Annotated in this window: 14 protein-coding genes; 4 read left to right on the forward strand and 10 right to left on the reverse strand. The window is 35.0% G+C overall.

Going from position 1 to position 17,135, the window contains the following annotated elements; genetic code table 11:
* Positions 1–17: 17 nt before the first annotated feature.
* The 5 genes from Bra60_RS02650 to topA all read right to left on the reverse strand — a co-directional run bounded on the left by Bra60_RS02650 (position 18) and on the right by topA (position 8,421).
* Entirely contained in the window at positions 18–584 is a 567-nt protein-coding gene (locus Bra60_RS02650) for a thermonuclease family protein (protein WP_078698046.1), read from the reverse strand.
* Positions 585–1,553: 969 nt separating this feature from the next.
* Positions 1,554–1,721, reverse strand: a complete 168-nt coding sequence (gene rpmG, locus Bra60_RS02655; RefSeq protein WP_035005904.1) for a 50S ribosomal protein L33 — start codon at positions 1,719–1,721, stop codon at positions 1,554–1,556.
* A 102-nt stretch (positions 1,722–1,823) separates the two neighbouring features.
* Complete coding sequence (locus tag Bra60_RS02660; RefSeq protein ID WP_078688519.1) at positions 1,824–2,996, reverse strand: MFS transporter; 1,173 nt, start codon at positions 2,994–2,996, stop codon at positions 1,824–1,826.
* 559 nt (positions 2,997–3,555) lie between these two features.
* On the reverse strand, positions 3,556–5,826 hold the full coding sequence (gene rnr, locus Bra60_RS02665) for a ribonuclease R (RefSeq protein WP_078698047.1): 2,271 nt from the start codon (positions 5,824–5,826) through the stop codon (positions 3,556–3,558).
* A gap of 3 nt (positions 5,827–5,829) precedes the next feature.
* Positions 5,830–8,421: a type I DNA topoisomerase gene (gene topA, locus Bra60_RS02670; RefSeq protein ID WP_078688521.1), complete on the reverse strand. Its 2,592-nt coding sequence runs from the start codon at positions 8,419–8,421 to the stop codon at positions 5,830–5,832.
* A gap of 246 nt (positions 8,422–8,667) precedes the next feature.
* Between topA and Bra60_RS02675 the strand changes: the two genes are divergently transcribed.
* On the forward strand, positions 8,668–8,874 hold the full coding sequence (locus Bra60_RS02675) for a hypothetical protein (protein WP_035005898.1): 207 nt from the start codon (positions 8,668–8,670) through the stop codon (positions 8,872–8,874).
* Here Bra60_RS02675 and dprA read toward each other — a convergent pair.
* The 4 genes from dprA to Bra60_RS02695 are packed head-to-tail and all read right to left on the reverse strand — an operon-like array spanning position 8,834 to position 12,894.
* A complete protein-coding gene (gene dprA, locus Bra60_RS02680; protein ID WP_442856040.1) occupies positions 8,834–10,015 on the reverse strand; it encodes a DNA-processing protein DprA in 1,182 nt (393 codons plus the stop codon). The genes Bra60_RS02675 and dprA overlap by 41 nt on opposite strands.
* Complete coding sequence (gene plsY / locus Bra60_RS02685; protein WP_035005896.1) at positions 9,993–10,619, reverse strand: glycerol-3-phosphate 1-O-acyltransferase PlsY; 627 nt, start codon at positions 10,617–10,619, stop codon at positions 9,993–9,995. The genes dprA and plsY overlap by 23 nt, the downstream gene beginning before the upstream one ends.
* An 8-nt stretch (positions 10,620–10,627) precedes the next feature.
* The gene (locus tag Bra60_RS02690) at positions 10,628–11,932 is read right to left on the reverse strand and encodes a dihydroorotase (protein WP_078688522.1); all 1,305 of its coding nucleotides are present in this window, start codon (positions 11,930–11,932) and stop codon (positions 10,628–10,630) included.
* A complete protein-coding gene (locus tag Bra60_RS02695; RefSeq protein WP_078673724.1) occupies positions 11,929–12,894 on the reverse strand; it encodes an aspartate carbamoyltransferase catalytic subunit in 966 nt (321 codons plus the stop codon). Before Bra60_RS02695 ends, Bra60_RS02690 begins: the two co-directional genes overlap by 4 nt.
* Positions 12,895–13,020: 126 nt before the next feature.
* Between Bra60_RS02695 and Bra60_RS02700 the strand changes: the two genes are divergently transcribed.
* Positions 13,021–14,649: an acyl-CoA dehydrogenase family protein gene (locus tag Bra60_RS02700; protein ID WP_078698048.1), complete on the forward strand. Its 1,629-nt coding sequence runs from the start codon at positions 13,021–13,023 to the stop codon at positions 14,647–14,649.
* On the opposite strand, the gene ruvX is transcribed toward Bra60_RS02700, so the two are convergent.
* The gene (gene ruvX, locus Bra60_RS02705; protein ID WP_078688524.1) at positions 14,623–15,114 is read right to left on the reverse strand and encodes a Holliday junction resolvase RuvX; all 492 of its coding nucleotides are present in this window, start codon (positions 15,112–15,114) and stop codon (positions 14,623–14,625) included. The genes Bra60_RS02700 and ruvX overlap by 27 nt on opposite strands.
* Before the next feature lie 153 nt (positions 15,115–15,267).
* On the opposite strand from ruvX, the gene gatC reads away from it, so the two are divergent.
* A complete protein-coding gene (gene gatC, locus Bra60_RS02710; protein ID WP_078698049.1) occupies positions 15,268–15,555 on the forward strand; it encodes an Asp-tRNA(Asn)/Glu-tRNA(Gln) amidotransferase subunit GatC in 288 nt (95 codons plus the stop codon).
* Positions 15,556–15,585: 30 nt separating this feature from the next.
* Positions 15,586–17,070 carry an Asp-tRNA(Asn)/Glu-tRNA(Gln) amidotransferase subunit GatA gene (gatA, locus tag Bra60_RS02715; RefSeq protein WP_035005886.1) on the forward strand — a complete coding sequence of 495 codons (1,485 nt, stop codon included), beginning with the start codon at positions 15,586–15,588 and terminating at the stop codon, positions 17,068–17,070.
* Positions 17,071–17,135: the final 65 nt, after the last annotated feature.

Consider the following 17,135-nt stretch of genomic DNA (forward strand, 5'->3'; position numbering starts at 1 on the left):
GGAATAAAGAGATTACTTTATTTTTTTATGCGGGGATGAGTTTTACGCCATTCTTGCGGATTTTGAAAACTTAACTGCCATATTCCTTTTTTTTGTCTTTTAGCTTTTTGTTCTTCTTTAGGATAGTTATAAAAACTGACAGCCCAACCATTGCGTACCATCGCTGCGTTAATGCTATTAACTTTTTTTGTTCTACATATGGCAAGAATACGATGATAGTTGTCTTTTTTAGACCAGTAACATGTAACAGATTGATGAGCTATAAGTTTTTCTAATTTTTTTTTTGCTTGCAAGCCGCATGCGTAGCGTTCTTTTTTTATGCCGCAAAATTGATTGAGTTCAGGAGCATCGATTCCTGCAAGTCGAATTATGTTATCAGAAATCTTAATTGAATCACCATCAATGACCAATGCCTTACCTTTTATAGATTTTTGGGGAACAGAAATTATGTTATTGATTTGTGCTGCAGTACATCTCGAATAAATTGTTCCATGAATAAGAACAATATTTATTATAACAATACTGAAAATAATAAGTTTTTTGCTAAAAATATTCGGATTAGAAGGAGAATTATTTATTTTCATGAGATAAAAATTGTAACAATATATTTATGGGATGAGTTAAGATAAAATACTGGTAATTTGTAATAACTGTTTCATTTTGAAAAATATTCATTATGCTCTATCTATAAATAAATATATACAATAGCAAGATGGTAGGGAAGACAGGCTGTTGTTTCTCATCTATGAATTTTATCCTATAGAAAATTAATTAAATGATTATGTGATAGTAAAGGTGGAGTATTTGATAAAGTTTTATTTGTAGATCCAGCTCCTTTAAGCATAAATAAAAACTTATATAAGTCTTCTCTTGGGCATAAATATCAATCTGATCAGGTAGATTATTTATGTATTTTTGTTCATCGAACAAAGAGAAACAATTTGCGAATAGCGCAAATTTTACGTATATAGGCGCTTAAAATTCCTTCTGATAAAAGATCTAATATCATTTTCATCAGCCCATATACAATGTCCTTTTTTACCTATGATGATTGCTATTCTGATATATTGACATATAGAAAGAACTTCTTGAGAATATATTTGCCTTTAAGCAACAAATTTATCATTATAGGTAGCTTGAGGGTCTGAAAGAATACTTGCTAATTATTTTATATGACTGACACGTGGAAGATGATTGATATCGGAAAATGCAGCGTCAGTGAGAAGATTAAATAATTATTTTCCAATAATAATTAATTATGAGTACTTAGGTTTGTATTGATCAAGATAGTTTATATAACTAATACACTTAGTAATATATCACTCTTTGAGACTGCTGTGAGTAATGAATTTTTGCAAAATAAAGGTTGAGACTTTAGCTAGAAAAGCTAGACATTTATCTTAAAAGAATACAATCACATTCCCCTTTTTTATTAGGGGGTTAATAATAAAAGAGCTTTTGTAAAAAAGCCAAATTATCAAGAACACTGCAATATATTCTGCGTTTTTATTTACACGGCATTCTTAATTTTAATAATTTAAACGAAAGACTAATTATTTAATTTTTGTTTCTTTAAAATCAACATGCTTTTTAACAATTGGGTCATATTTACGTTTACTCATTTTATCTGTCATTGTGCGGCTATTTTTCTTTGTTACATAGAAAAAGCCAGTATCTGCAGTTGATAAAAGCTTAATCTTAATAGTTGCTGCCTTAGCCATAATAAGAGTCCTATTATAGTAAAATAATATTACTTCGCTATCAAAATTTATTTTTGATGCAATTACATTTTATATATGACACTACGGATGTTCTACAAAAAGTCAAGAGTTGTTTGATTTTCTCATTAATTGAATAAGCACTAAAATAATATATAAGCTAAAAAAACAGGCAATTGCCAAAGAAAAACCAAATGGTTTTAAAATATCCATTGTTTGACCAATAATAGCTGGTCCAATCAGTATACCAATTCCATAGCAAAAAATAAAAGCAGAATTAGCTGCAGCAAGCTCTTGTCCTTTAAGGCATTCACCAAGTTGTGCTAGGCCAATTGTATAAAGACCTGCTGGTATTCCACCAAGGAAGAAAAGATCAATCATCAAAATCAGTTTATGTTCTGCTATCTGCGGTATAATGAGAGTTCCAATCAATCCTAAAATAGCGCATCCTATAAGAGAATAGCGCTTATCTTTTAAATAATCACTTATGAGGCTGATAGGAATTAAAAGGAGAATATTACCAAGAGCAAGAATTTCCATAAAATGTATGGTTTCATTTGTATTATATCCAATTGATAAGCTAAAAGGTGTTATAAGTGTTAACGTTCCCATTTGTATAGCGCCATAAATAAGTGCTGCTATTGTTGAGGTAGGAATACGTAAAATATGTGAAAAAAACGCCGTATTTTCCTTACTCTGAAATTTGGGGCTCAATTTCCAGGCAAAGAGAAGGGGTATGATAGCAATTATAATAAGAAGGCAGCCGGCACCAAAAGGTATAAAATTTTGTGTTCCTATTTTTTCTAGCAGCATTGGGCCTAAAATAAATCCAAGACCTAAAGTAATAGCATAGATAGAAATTACTAAACTGCGTCTGTGAGGTGGAGATGCATTATTAATCCAGAATTCTGATAGAATAAATATAATTGTCATAGCGAAATGTAGTGTAAATCGCAAAATAAACCAAATCCATATTGATTCAAAAAAATAGAATCCTAAAAAACTTAGAGAACCAATAATCATCATAAGCAATATTGATTCGACGACACCGAAATATAAGGCGATTCGGGCAGTTAGAGCAGCTGCAATAATTGTTGCAATTCCTCCGACTCCTCCACTATAACCGATGATACTATTTGATAATCCTTTTTCAGTCATTAGCAACGAAATAAGTTGTGTTCCCATTCCTAATGCTACACCGACAGTACCAATGGTCGTAATCGAGGCAATAATTGCATGCAAAGAACTATTTGGGAAGTTGAAGGTTTTGTTCATCATGAGGGGAGTTTAATTAAAATTATAGTGTTATATTTGGATCATATGATTAGTAATAAATTTTGTTGAAAATAGAAAAAGAAAATTGCGATTAAAAAAATAGCATTTACAGCGTAGCACATAGTCTGTGGGGTAATTGTGTAGATTTTTAGATGATAAAAGGTAGATAAGTCTATATGTTGCATATTTTATGGTATATTTAATGTAAAATTTTTTGACCTTTTCTTAATCAAAAGAGAATCATAGAAATTTATCATATAGAGCTAAAAAAAGAAACAGTATGCATCAAATAATAATAAAATGACAAGAGATTTTTAAATAATCCATTACTTTAAAAATGTTGGCTATATAGTTCTTCTTAAATTAAGACATCTTTTTAAAAAGATATTAAAAATGAAGATTTTTCTTAAACAACTTTTTGTATAATAAGCTTAAAATATTTGATACTAATGTTATCAACAATCAATTAGTTTTTAAAATTAAATATTATTATGGATTTATCATAGCTTTTAATCTTTGTGTGCAGAGATATAATTCTAATTTTGCGATCTTTTATTGAAGGTTATCTTTTTTTATCAGAAACATAATTGCGTTTTTTCACTATAGATTTATTTTTGTGGTAGGAGATAGGTAAAGAAGTTATGAGACGAGGTTTTGTTAACATTTCAAAACATAAAGCACCAGAAAAAGGTTGGACTTCTAAAATTTTTACTTCGACTACATCACCAAGTTGATAACATTTACGGCTACGTTTTCCTATAAGGGTATGCTGTACTTCGTCAACATAGTAATAATCACTTTTAAGTGTAGAAATAGGCACAAAACCATCTGCATTTAATTTATCAAGTGCGATAAAAAGACCTGCTTTTGTAACTCCTGAAATACGGGCTGTAAATGAGTGTCCAATTTTATTAGCTAAATAATGTGCAACAAGTCGATCAACAGTTTCTCGTTCTGCCATCATTGCGCGGCGTTCGTATAAAGAAATTTGAGTGGCGATTTTTGCAAAATTTTTCTCTTGTTCATCTGTGAGCCCATCATTACCCAATTTCAGAGCTTTTATAAGCGCTCGGTGAATAATTAAATCAGCATAACGGCGAATTGGTGAGGTAAAATGTGTATAGTTAGGCAGATTTAAACCAAAGTGGCCTATATTTTTAGGACTATATTCGGCTTGAGATTGTGAGCGCAAAATAATCTGATTTACTAACTCCTCTTGTTGCGTATTCATAGTTTTTGTAAGAATATTATTAAGCTGTGCCGATGTAAGTTCAGCTCCTCGTGCAAGTGAAATTCCTAGACTTTGAAGAAAGTTCTGGAGCATTTCCTGTTGTGCAAGAGATGGCTTACTATGAATACGATAAATGAGAGGTTGATGATGTCCTTTTAATGTTTCAGCAGCTGCAACATTCGCTTGTATCATGAACTCTTCAATTAATCGATGTGCTTCTAGATGAGATAACATCACAACATCTTGAATGTATCCATTTTGATCAAGAATAATCTTTTTGTCTGGTATTTCTAATTCTAATGGTTGTCGGTGATTGCGCGCAATTTTAAGGCAGGAATAAGCACCCCATAATGGTTGTAAAATGTTTTCAAGTAAGGGAGCTGTTTTTTTATTTGTCTTTCCTTCAATTGCACATTGTACTTCTTGATAGGATAATTTGGCTGCCGTACGCATTACAATACGATGGAAACTATGTTTACGTTTGTTTCCATTCGCATCAAAAATCATACGAACAGCTAGTGCAGGTCTATCTTTTCCTTCGTGCAATGAACAGCGATCATTAGAAATACATTCTGGAAGCATTGGTACGACACGATCAGGAAAATAAACAGAGTTTCCTCGTTTTAATGCTTCCTGATCTAGAATACTTCCTGTTTGTATATAGCAAGAAACATCCGCAATTGCGACAATGATAATCCAACCTCCGCTATTGGCAGGACTTTCATCCTTTATTGCATAAACTGCATCATCATGGTCTTTTGCATCTGGGGGGTCAATTGTAATAAACGGTAATTGTCGCCAATCTTCGCGGTTAACAGCGTTATCAGGTTTTATATTTTCAGCTTGTTCAAGGACATCTGAGGGAAAAATATGAGGAATTTCTTTTGATATAAGGGCAATCATTGAAAGATTTGTTTCATTATCAATGTGCCCTAAAATATTTCTTACTTTTGCTTGTTTGAATCTGTAGTTAGTACTATTTTTAATTTCAATTTCGACAAGATCACCAGCTTTAATATCTATGTTCGTAGAAATATCAATAATAAGCTCGTTATTTTTACGTTCTATGGGATCTATATGCCATTCGCCATTTTCTAATTCTCTCACTATACCAAGCATATTTCTTTTTTTCTTATCAATCTTGCGGATGATTCGTCCTGTATAAGAAAGATTTTGCAAAACTTTATTTCGAAAAATTTTTACAAGGATGTGATCTCCAATACTAATGCTTGCTCCTCTTATGTGATGAGAAGAAGAAATTTGAATATTAGGCTTTGGATCATTGGGCCATTCAAGAGGTTCTGCAATAAAGTCACCATCTTTATCAAGAGCACTAACTTTGACTAAAGTAATTGATGGTAATCCCTTTTTGATGCTTAAATTTTTACGTTTTTTTGGTATTGCATAGTTATCTTTTAAGTTACGCAATATATCTTTTAACCACATATGAGAATCACTATTCAAGTTAAAAGCTTTAGCAACTTTTCGTTTACTCGATTGGTTCGGATTATGAGTGATAAAGGATAAAATTTCTGATTTACTAGGTAGCTTCTTAGTATTAGATAGTTGAAAATATTTTGTTTTTTTCTCGCTTTTAGCCAAAATTTATGCTTTCTTTTTGCGGGGTGAGGATTTTTTTGGTGTTGCCTTCTTTTTTGAAGTAGCTTTTTGTTTTGTTTTTTTTATCGATGCTTTAGCTAATATAAGTTCTAATGCTTCTGCAAGTGTGACTGTAGCTGGATCTTTATCCTTTGGTAAGGTAGCATTAATTTTATTCCAGTTAACATATGGACCATAAAGACCATTACGTATAGTAATTAGTCCACCTTCTGGGTGATCTCCTAGTGTTGCCAGCGTAGCAGGTGTTATTTTACGTCGGTTTGTTGTACTCTCTTTTTTTTCAGCAAGTATTGTAACAGCGCGATTAATGCCGATATCAAAGACTTCATCTGTACTAAAAAGATTTGTGTATTGTCCATCATGAGCAAGATAAGGACCATATCGTCCAATTGCGGCTGTAATTATTTTTCCTGTTTCAGGATGAATGCCAACTTCACGAGGTAAAGACAGCAAAGCTAAAGCTTTATCAAAATCAATATTTTCTATGTGCCACCCTTTAGGCAAACTTGCACGCTTAATTTCTTTACCTTCGCCAAGTTGAATATATGGACCAAAGCGGCCATGACGAAGGGAAATATCTTTCCCTGTTTCAGGATCAATACCGAGCATAACAGGTTCATCATTGTGCACCGCTTTGCTTTGTTCTTCTGTATCTGAACCTAATTGGCATGTATATTTACATTCAGGATAATTAGAGCAACCAACGAATGCACCATAGCGCCCTAATTTTAATGATAATTGGCCATTTGTACAAAGGGGACAAGAGCGGCAATCACTTCCGTCTTCACGTGTCGGGAAAGCAAGAGGAGCTAACGTTACGTTTAAAACATCAAGAACGTTCATTATGCGGAGTTCTTGGATACTCGTAATAGATGCATTAAATTCATCCCAAAAATCGCGTAAAACATCTTTCCAGGAAAGTTTTCCATCGGATATAAGATCTAATTTTTCTTCAAGAGCTGCTGTAAAACCATATTCTACATAGCGATTAAAAAAATTTTCAAGAAAGGCTGTAACAATACGTCCTTTAACATCAGGGATAAGTTTGCGTTTATCGGTTATGATATATCCACGATCACAAAGTGTGCTTAATGTAGATGCATAAGTTGAAGGCCTACCAATTCCCAATTCTTCAAGTTTTTTAATTAATGCAGATTCAGAATAACGAGGAGGTGGTTCTGTCGTATGTTTGACCGATTCAACTTTTTCTTTTGTAAGTGATTCTCCAACATTAATCTGCGGAAGATGTGTTGATTCATCCTCATCACTATTTTCTTCTTCTTTTGGATCCGTATAAGCAGAAATGAAGCCATCAAAACGAATAACAGAGCCTGTTGCGCGTAAATGAGCGTGATTTTCTTCTTGAGATGCTTCAATTTCGACAGTTGTACGTTCAATTTCAGCAGAACACATTTGGCTGGCAATTGCGCGTTTCCATATTAATTCATAGAGTTTTGCTTGATCACTATCGAGAAAATTGCACACTTGATTAGGATGACGTGTAAAATCTGTAGGACGAATAGCTTCATGTGCTTCTTGTGCATTCTTAGCTTTTGTTGAATAAAAACGTGGTTTTTCAGGAAGATAATTTCTTCCAAAAGAATCAATAATCGCTTTTCGTGCTGCATCAATAGCTTCTGAAACCATTTGCACTCCATCAGTACGCATATAAGTAATAAGTCCTGCTGTTTCACCATTGATTTCAACACCTTCATAAAGCTTTTGAGCAACTTGCATTGTGCGAGAAGCTGAAAAACCGAATTTTGAAGAAGCAGCTTGTTGTAATGTAGATGTTGTAAAGGGTGGAGAAGGATTCCTTTTTATAGGCTTGGCTTCAATACTTAACGTGCGATAATTTGCTTTTTCCAACATAGAGAGAATTTGATCAGCTTGTTCTTGGGATTGAATATCAAGCTTACCAAGTTTGTTATGGTTAAATTCTATTAACCGTGCATGAAAAATATTATTTTGGAGTGTTTTCAAGTATGTTGTAATTGACCAGTAGTCTTCTTTAATGAATTGCTCAATCTCTGATTCGCGATTGCAAATGATACGTAAAGCAACTGATTGAACACGACCAGCAGAACGAGCACCAGGTAATTTGCGCCATAAAACAGGTGAGAGAGTAAACCCAACCAGGTAGTCGAGAGCTCGACGTGCAAGATAGGCATCTACAAGCGATATATCAATATCGCGTGGATTTTTCATGGCATCAAGAACGGATTTTTTCGTGATTGCATTAAAAACAACTCGTTTAACACGTTGATCGTTTAAAACTTTTTTTTGTTTTAGAACATCAAGGATATGCCATGAAATAGCTTCTCCTTCACGATCAGGGTCTGTTGCTAAGATAAGGCTATCGGCTTCTTTGACTGCTTTTGCTATTTCATTCAAACGTTTTGCTGAAGCAGTATCAATATCCCACTTCATAGCAAAATCTTTATCAGGAAGAACAGAGCCATCTTTTGCAGACAAATCACGTACATGCCCAAATGATGCTATGACTTTGTATTGAGATCCAAGGTATTTATTGATTGTTTTTGCTTTTGCTGGAGATTCAACGATAACAATATCCATAATTTTATCCGAATGTTGAAACAAAATTCCCTTTATAAACTTCTTTCAAATGAATAGCTAATGACAATTGGTCAAGAGCACATAAAAAAAAACTATATTATACAACTTTTGATTGTTATTATTAGAAATACACCTTATAAAAGAAATCGTATAACTTATTTTCCACAGCCAATATAAAAAGCATACGGCAAAATACTAAGATAACATCTATTGAGAGGTGGGGAGAATGCTCAAGGATAAAAGATTATGTTTATAAATCACTTAAAGATTATCCACTATATTACAGATATGTCAAAACAAATGAGCCAGATGGCACGTCAAGCTCATAGTCCACTTTTAGCATTGCTTTTGGATATGGCAGCTGAAGAGGGGCAAAGCATTATTAATAGTTCTGAGGCTCTTGGAGAAGATCCTAAGTCGACAATGATACGTAACCGCCAGAGTGCCGAATAAGCTTTCCAGCAAGATCCAGTTCAATTAACAAGAGGTAGAGTTTTTGTAACGAAACACCTGAATAAATGCTGAGTGTATCTAAATCAATTGGAGTGCTTGATAGAGCCGAAAGGACAGCTTCACGTTCTATATCATCTCCAATCAAAGAAGTCTCATTCGTTATTTGCTTAGGGAGACTAGTATTTTCTTGTGGAAATTGAATTGAATATGTTTCTTCAAAAAAGCTAAGTTGAGGATCGGTTGTATTCGATGTTAATGGTGTGAGTGTTTCTATAATATCAGAGGGATGTGTAACCAGCAAAGCACCTTCTTTAATAAGATTATTTGTACCAATTGCTCTTGGATCAAGTGGAGAACCTGGAATAGCGAAAATCAATCGTCCCATTTCAACAGCTTGGCGTGCTGTAATTAAGGAGCCTGATCGCATGGCCGCTTCTACCACTAAAAGACCAAGCGATAGAGCTGCAATAATACGATTTCTTCTTGAGAAGTCGATAGCACGGGCTTTCCAACCAATGGGCATTTCACTAATAATTGCTCCACCATTAGCAAGAATATCATCATAGAGTTTTTGATTTTCGGGAGGGTAAATGTGATCAATACCACCAGCCATAACTGCAACTGTGCCTGTTAGCAAACTTGCTTGATGAGCAGTGCTATCAATTCCACGTGCAAGTCCAGAAATAATCGTAAAACCAGCATTACCAATAAAATGAGCAAACTGATTAGTTAATTTTTTGCCGACTGCAGAGGCATTTCGAGAACCAACAATCCCAACAGAAGGTTTTTGAAAAATCGAGCAACCACCTTTTATGGCAATAAGTGGAGGTGATGCTTCTACTATTTTGAGAAATGGTGGATAATCTGGTTCTCCTATACCGATAAACCTAATACCTTGTTTTTCAGCTTGTTGCATTTCTTTTTCGGCATCATCTAATGTCGCGATTCGAATAGGTTTACGAAGCCCTCCATTTTTACTAAGCTCAGGAAGCATAGCAAGAGCATTTTCTGCTGTTTTATAATGGTCAATCAAATTACGAAAAGTAACTGCTCCAATATTTTCGCTGCGTAATAACCGCAACCAATTTAATCGTTGCTGATCAGTAAGCAAAATTCCTTTATTTATTCCTATTTGTGGTATCAATTTTATTTTCTTCCCCTGCTAATAATCTGCGAATATTAGTATGATGTTTTATAATAACGAGTATGCTCATTATTATTACTATGCAAGCAACATAGAAAGAAGGGGAATGATAGTAAATAAAAATTGGAGTAATAATTACAGCTGCAAGTGCAGAAAATGAAGAATAGCGCGTTAATATAAACGCTCCTATCCAGACAATAATAAAAATAAGAGCTGCTAACCAATCAAAACCTAAGCAGACACCTAGATAAGTTGCAACTCCTTTACCTCCTTTGAATTTAAGCCATATGGGATAAATATGCCCTAAGAAAGCTAAAAATCCAGCCAGAAGAGCAATTTCTACAGTAGGAAATAGAAATTTTGTCACCCAAATAACAAAAGTGCCTTTTAATATATCGCATAGAAGAGTAAGAGTTGCGATTTTTTTATTTCCTGTTCGTAAAACATTTGTCGCTCCGATATTTCCAGAACCAATTGTTCTTATATCGCCAAGTTTATAAAATTTTGTAAAAAGTAATCCAAATGGTACAGAACCAATGAGATAAGATATCAGGAAAATAAGACATGTATTGAATTGCAAAAGTGTTTCTACTTCACTCATTAAGAATCTCATTTGCTTTGCTGATTAATTTTAAATACTGATTGTCCCTTTACAAAAGTTTGAAGAACACGTCCCTGAAAACGAGCATTTTCGAAGGGAGTATTTTTTGAACGTGAATGTAGCGTATCTACAGATAAGACCCATGGCTCATCTAAATCAACCAAAATAAGATCTGCATGAGCGCCTTTCATAAGCGTTCCAGCATTGAGACCAAAGAGTTTTGCAGGTGCTGTTGATAAAAGTTCAACTAATCGTACAAGAGGTACAGTTTCATTGTGATAAAGGCGTAAAGCCGCACTTAATAAAGTTTCCATGCCAATAGCACCTGGCGCAGCCTCTTGAAATGGCAAGCGTTTTCTATCAATGCTTTGAGGATTGTGAGAAGAAGAAATAATATCTATTGTCCTATCTTTTATTGCTTTAATCATTGCTATACGATCTTCTTCTGCACGTAATGGGGGCATTAAGCGGAAAAAAGTACGATATTCACCAATATCATTTTCATTTAAAGATAAGTGATTAATAGATACACCAGCTGAAATTTTTTCACTATTTTGTTTTGCTAAACGAATAGCGTCAGCAGACATAGCTGTCGATATCTGTGCTGCGTGGTAACGTGTTTGTGTTAGAATAGCTAGCCGTAAGTCTCTTTCGAGTGGAATGACTTCTGCCTCACGCGGAATTCCAGAAAAACCAAGCCAACTCGCTAATAAGCCTTCATTCATAACGCCTTGATCAGAAAGATCGTGGTCTTGTGTTTCATGAATCAATGCAATATCGAAATCACGTGCATAAATCATTGCCCGCCGCATCACAGCTGAATTTTGGAGTGTCTTTTTTCCTTCACTAAAGGCAACTGCTCCTGCATCTTTCAATAAACCAAATTCAGTGATTTTTTGTCCTTGCAGACCTTGCGTGATAGCAGCAACTGGATAAATATTAACTAATGACGTTTCATGCGCTGTGCATGTAATAAATTTAATAAGAGCTACATTATCAATTATCGTCTGTGTATCAGGCATCATAAGAAATGAGGTAATACCACCGGCTGCTGCAGATTGGCTTGCTGAAGCAATAGTTTCAGGGTATTCAGCTCCTGGTTCTCCGATAAAGACTTGAGCATCAACAAGTCCAGGAAGAATTGCTTTATCTTGTGCATCAATGGTTTCTGCTCCTTCTGGTATTCCTTGATTCAAAGCTTCTTTTCCAGCGGCTACAATCAGTCCATTTTCAATGATAACTGTACCGATTTCATCAATTGCGCGTGAAGGATCAACAATGCGGGCGTTTTGAAAAACTATTGGTTTTGTCATTTCTTTTCTTTACTCCAGTTATGGCGCAAATCTAATAAAGCCTCCATGACCGCCATGCGCACAGCAATACCCATTTCTACTTGTGTGTGAATCATACTTTGTGTACTATCTGCTATATCAGAAGCAATTTCTACACCACGGTTTATTGGGCCAGGGTGCATGATAATGCAATCATTTTTAGCATACGCTAAATTTTCTTTATGCAAACCAAAATAATGGAAATATTCACGAATAGAAGGGATAAAAGCACTTGTCATACGCTCGCGTTGTAAGCGTAGCATCACGATAACATCAGCACCTTTTAGACCTTCTTTCATTGTATTAAATACTTCAACACTCATATTTGAGATTCCAGGAGGGAGAAGTGTTGATGGGGCAACAGCACGAACACGAGCTCCTAAAGCATTGAGGCTGATAATATTAGAACGGGCGACGCGTGAATGTAAAATATCACCACAAATTGCGACAGTTAATCCTTCAATATGACCTTTTATTCTTCTAATGGTTAGAGCATCTAATAAAGCTTGTGTTGGGTGTTCATGTGCACCATCACCTGCATTAACTACGCAACAATCAACTTTTTGTGCTAAAAGCGCTGCAGTTCCAGCACAGCTATGGCGAACAACGAGTATATCAGGTTTCATAGCATTAAGAGTTGTGGCTGTGTCAATTAATGTTTCTCCTTTTTTTACAGACGAATTACTAATAGCCATGTTCATCACGTCTGCCCCTAATCGTTTGCCAGCTAATTCAAACGAAGATTGAGTTCTTGTGGAAGCTTCAAAGAAGAGATTAATTTGTGTATACCCATGCAATATAGATTGTTTTTTATTAATTTTCTTGGAAAGAAGTACGTTCTCATCTGCGCGATCAAGTAATATATTAAGGTCTTGTACAGTGAGGTGTTTAATCCCTAAAAGATGTCGGTGAGGAAAAATTGGAAAAGTAGTATTATGAGTCATAGTATTCTTTTCTATAGATCTCTAAAGAGCGTAAATCAGCATTTGTTTAAATATAATAAATGTTTTTAGCTGTAAAAAGGCAAATAGTCTATGATGTGAGTGATTCTAATAATAGGAATATACTATATGAATGTTGTATTCACGCAGAATTTACAGCGAAAAAATGCATTTCTTAGTGATACGCTTATGTTTCGTATTGCGTCTACTTTACCTACTTCCTTGTTGGCAGGCTTTGAGGAAATAGGAACTTTTGTGGCTAGTGATGAGGCGTGGGATCTTGCACGTTTAGCTAACAGCCACCGGCCCCGGTTGCACTATAATAATCGATGGAAACAGTCAAAAGAAGAATTAGATATTCACCCTTCTTATCATACTCTTCAGAGGTATTCTAGACAAGCAGGTTTAGTTTCTTCGCTTTGGGAAAGTGCGACTTCAGAGAATGGAGTACGTTATCAGGCGCGTGCTATTCGCTTGGCTTTATTGGCCGGTTTGGAAACAGGACATTTGAATGAGATCACTGTAGCAAGTGCTGCTATTGCAGTTTTAATTGGTGATATTGAACTATTTAAAAAATGGCAAGATGCACTTTTATCACGTCAGTATGATTTATCTTCTAAGCCTATTGATAATAAAACAGGCGCCTCACTGACTTGTGCTTTTGATAATATTGAGGAAAGTGAGAAATATACTTTCAATTTTCCAGCTGTTCAAAGGATTTCTTTTGATGAGAAAATGGGGCGTGATCTATACCGTTTAAACATTATAAAAACCAATGTTGTTAATCCGATGGCTGACGGATATGTTGTAAGCGCAGAGATAGATGGCCTTTTAAGCTGCTTTTTAATTCCACGGTTGCAAGAAAATGGCTTATTAAATGGTACTATATTAATTCGTTATTTAATTCAGCGGTCTGGAGAATGTTCAGCTCCAGAGGGAGTTATTGAATTCCGAGGTTGTTGTGGTTGGCTTTTGGGTAACGTAGGAGAAGGGGCTAAGGTGATTAAGGATATCGAAACGATGATGCGTTTCGATCAAGCTATAATATCTGCAGGTGTTTTGCGGTCTGCACTTCAATTTAGTATAGATTTTCTTCGGAAGAAAATGCCAAATCAACCCTTTCCACCATTAACAGAGCGTATTTTTGCTGATATTGCACTTGATATAGCTGCTTCGCAAGCATTGGTTATGCGTTTAGCCCGAGCATTTGATAATGCTGTAGATAATCGTTCTGAGGCAGCTTTTGCAAGAATTATGACACCTATTATTGCTTGTCATGTCAGTCAATTAGTGATTCCAATTGTTGGTGAAATTATTGCGCAGGTTGGTATAGAGAGTTTTACGGATAGTAATCCCTTGTTGCAAATATTGCGTGATAGTCCTGCACGAATAGTTAAAAATAGTGGTATGAATCAATTGGTAAGGGATGCAATTCTTATAGGAGATAAAGCACCTGGATTATTTCAGCAATTATTAGAAAAAATTGCAGCTGATATTGGACAAGCTGGTCCACGAGCGATTGAGATTATTAAATCCGCTGTGAATATGGCTTCAACGAATGAGGGAGCTGGTAGGTTTTTTGTTGAGCAGATGGCATATGCATCTGCTAGTGCTGCGTTACGTTATACAGAAGTAGAATATATTGTAAATGCTTACATGGAAAGCCGTCTTGGAGGACAATGGAGATCATCTTATGGTATGTTGATTGCACGATATAATCCAACGCAATTATTAGATATTCTCTATCCTACTGTTTGATGGCAGAGTCTTAATTCTATCGAGAGCACCTTGTAAAATGAAAGCAGCAGCAGCTGAATCAATACGTGATTTTCTCTTAGAGCGTGACATATCCATTTCTAAAAGAAGACGTTCTGCAGCGATTGTTGATAATCGTTCATCCCAAAAAACAAAAGGAATTTCTGTATATGTTGCCATATTACTAACAAAAGTTTTAGTTGCTTGAACACGTGGGCCATTGCTTCCATTCATATTAAGAGGTAAGCCAATGATAATAGCCCCTACATTTTCATTGTTAAAAATCTGTATAAGCGTGAGAGCATCTAATGTGAATTTTTTTCGATAAATAACAGGTCGCGGATTTGAAAATGTTAAACTAATATCAGAAATAGCAATTCCAATTGTTTTGGTACCCAAATCTAAGCTTGCTATTGTCTGCCCAAGTGAAAGATATGTCATAACTTCATTTATGCTGATAATGGCCATGTTTATATGCTTAGAGTATCATAATATTTTCGTTAGTTGCTATAAAAATTGGGGTGTAAATATCAATATTCTTGCACTTATAGATGTAGACTTGTATAGCCAAAAAATGAATAGGCTAATAATATTAGAGTAAATCAAGTAGGAAGATATAATATGTCTGTTGAGAGTAAAACAGTCAAGCGGGTGGCAAAATTAGCACGTATTGCTATCCATAATGATGAAGTTGAACGTATAACAGAGGAGTTTAATACCGTTTTAGATTTTGTAAAACAACTTAACGAAGTTGATGTTGATGGAGTTAAGCCACTAACATCAGTAATTCCAATGACGTTACGAAAACGTGAGGATGAGGTTACGGATGGTAATAAGGTTGTGGATATTATAGCAAATGCGCCTTTAGCAGAAGAAAATCTTTTTCTTGTTCCAAAAGTAGTCGAATAATTTTTTATATTTTAAAACTCGAGAATCAACATGACCGATTTGATAACCTTAACAATTGCACAAGCTCGTGATGCTTTAAAAAAGGGAGACTTGAAAGCAATTGAACTAACAGAAGCTTATTTGAAAGCAATTGAATTGGCTAATCCAATTCTGAATGCTTATGTAGCAATAACTGCAGAACAAGCAACAAAAATGGCAGTTGAATCCGATATCCGTTTAGCGAAAGGAAAGGCTGGCATTTTAGAAGGTATTCCACTGGGAATTAAGGATCTCTTTGCAACACAAGATATACATACTCAGGCTTGTTCATATATTTTAGACGGTTTTAAACCAAAATATGAATCAACTGTAACTGCTAATTTATGGAAAGATGGAGCAGTTATGTTAGGTAAGCTGAATATGGATGAGTTTGCTATGGGATCATCTAATAAAACATCATGTTATGGCCCAACTATTAATCCATGGCGAAAAAAAGAATCAGATGAGAAGCTTGTGCCTGGTGGTTCATCAGGAGGTTCTGCTGCTGCTGTGGCAGCTCATCTTTGTGCGGGAGCAACAGCAACTGATACTGGTGGATCAATACGTCAGCCAGCAGCTTTTACTGGCACTGTAGGGATAAAACCAACTTATGGTCGGTGTTCGCGTTGGGGGATGATAGCTTATGCCTCATCACTGGATCAAGCGGGACCTATTGGACGAGATGTGCGTGATTGTGCAATTATGTTAAAATCAATGGCTTCCTTTGATAGTAAGGATTCAACTTCAGTTGATTTACCAGTACCTGATTATGAAAGCTATCTTGGTCAATCGATCAAAGGAATGAAAATTGGTATCCCAAAAGAATATTATATTGAAGGGATGTCTGAAGAAATTGTTGATCTTTGGCAAAAAGGAATGAATTGGCTAAAAGATGCAGGAGCAGAGATTATTGATATTTCTTTACCTCATACAAAGTATGCTTTGCCTACTTATTATATTTTAGCTCCTGCTGAAGCATCTTCTAATTTAGCACGTTATGATGGTGTTCGTTTTGGGCTTCGTATACCAGGAAAAGATGTCATTGAAATGTATGAAAATACCCGTTCAGCTGGCTTTGGTGATGAAGTCAGACGGCGTATTTTGATTGGAACTTATGTTCTCTCTGCGGGGTATTATGATGCTTATTATCTTAAAGCTCAGAAAGTACGAACTTTAATTAAACGTGATTTTGATCATTGTTTTGGGCTTGGTATTGATGCTATCCTAACTCCTGCAACGCCAACATCCGCTTTTAGTATTGCAGATGAAAAAATAAAGAATGATACAATAGCCATGTATCTTAATGATATTTTTACTGTGCCAGTTAATATGGCTGGCTTACCAGGGATTTCTGTTCCTGCAGGTTTATCATTAGATGGTTTGCCTCTAGGATTACAATTAATAGGTAGATCTTTTTCTGAGGAAGTGATTTTTAAAATAGCATATATTATAGAACAAGCAGCAGGAACATTAAATGCTGAAAAATGGTGGACATAAAAGATATAGTTTATAATTTTAATGCTAATAAAACTAATTATAAATAACAATTAAATATATGAAAC

The sequence above is a fragment of the Bartonella sp. Raccoon60 genome (assembly GCF_002022585.1).
Lineage (GTDB): Bacteria > Pseudomonadota > Alphaproteobacteria > Rhizobiales > Rhizobiaceae > Bartonella > Bartonella rochalimae.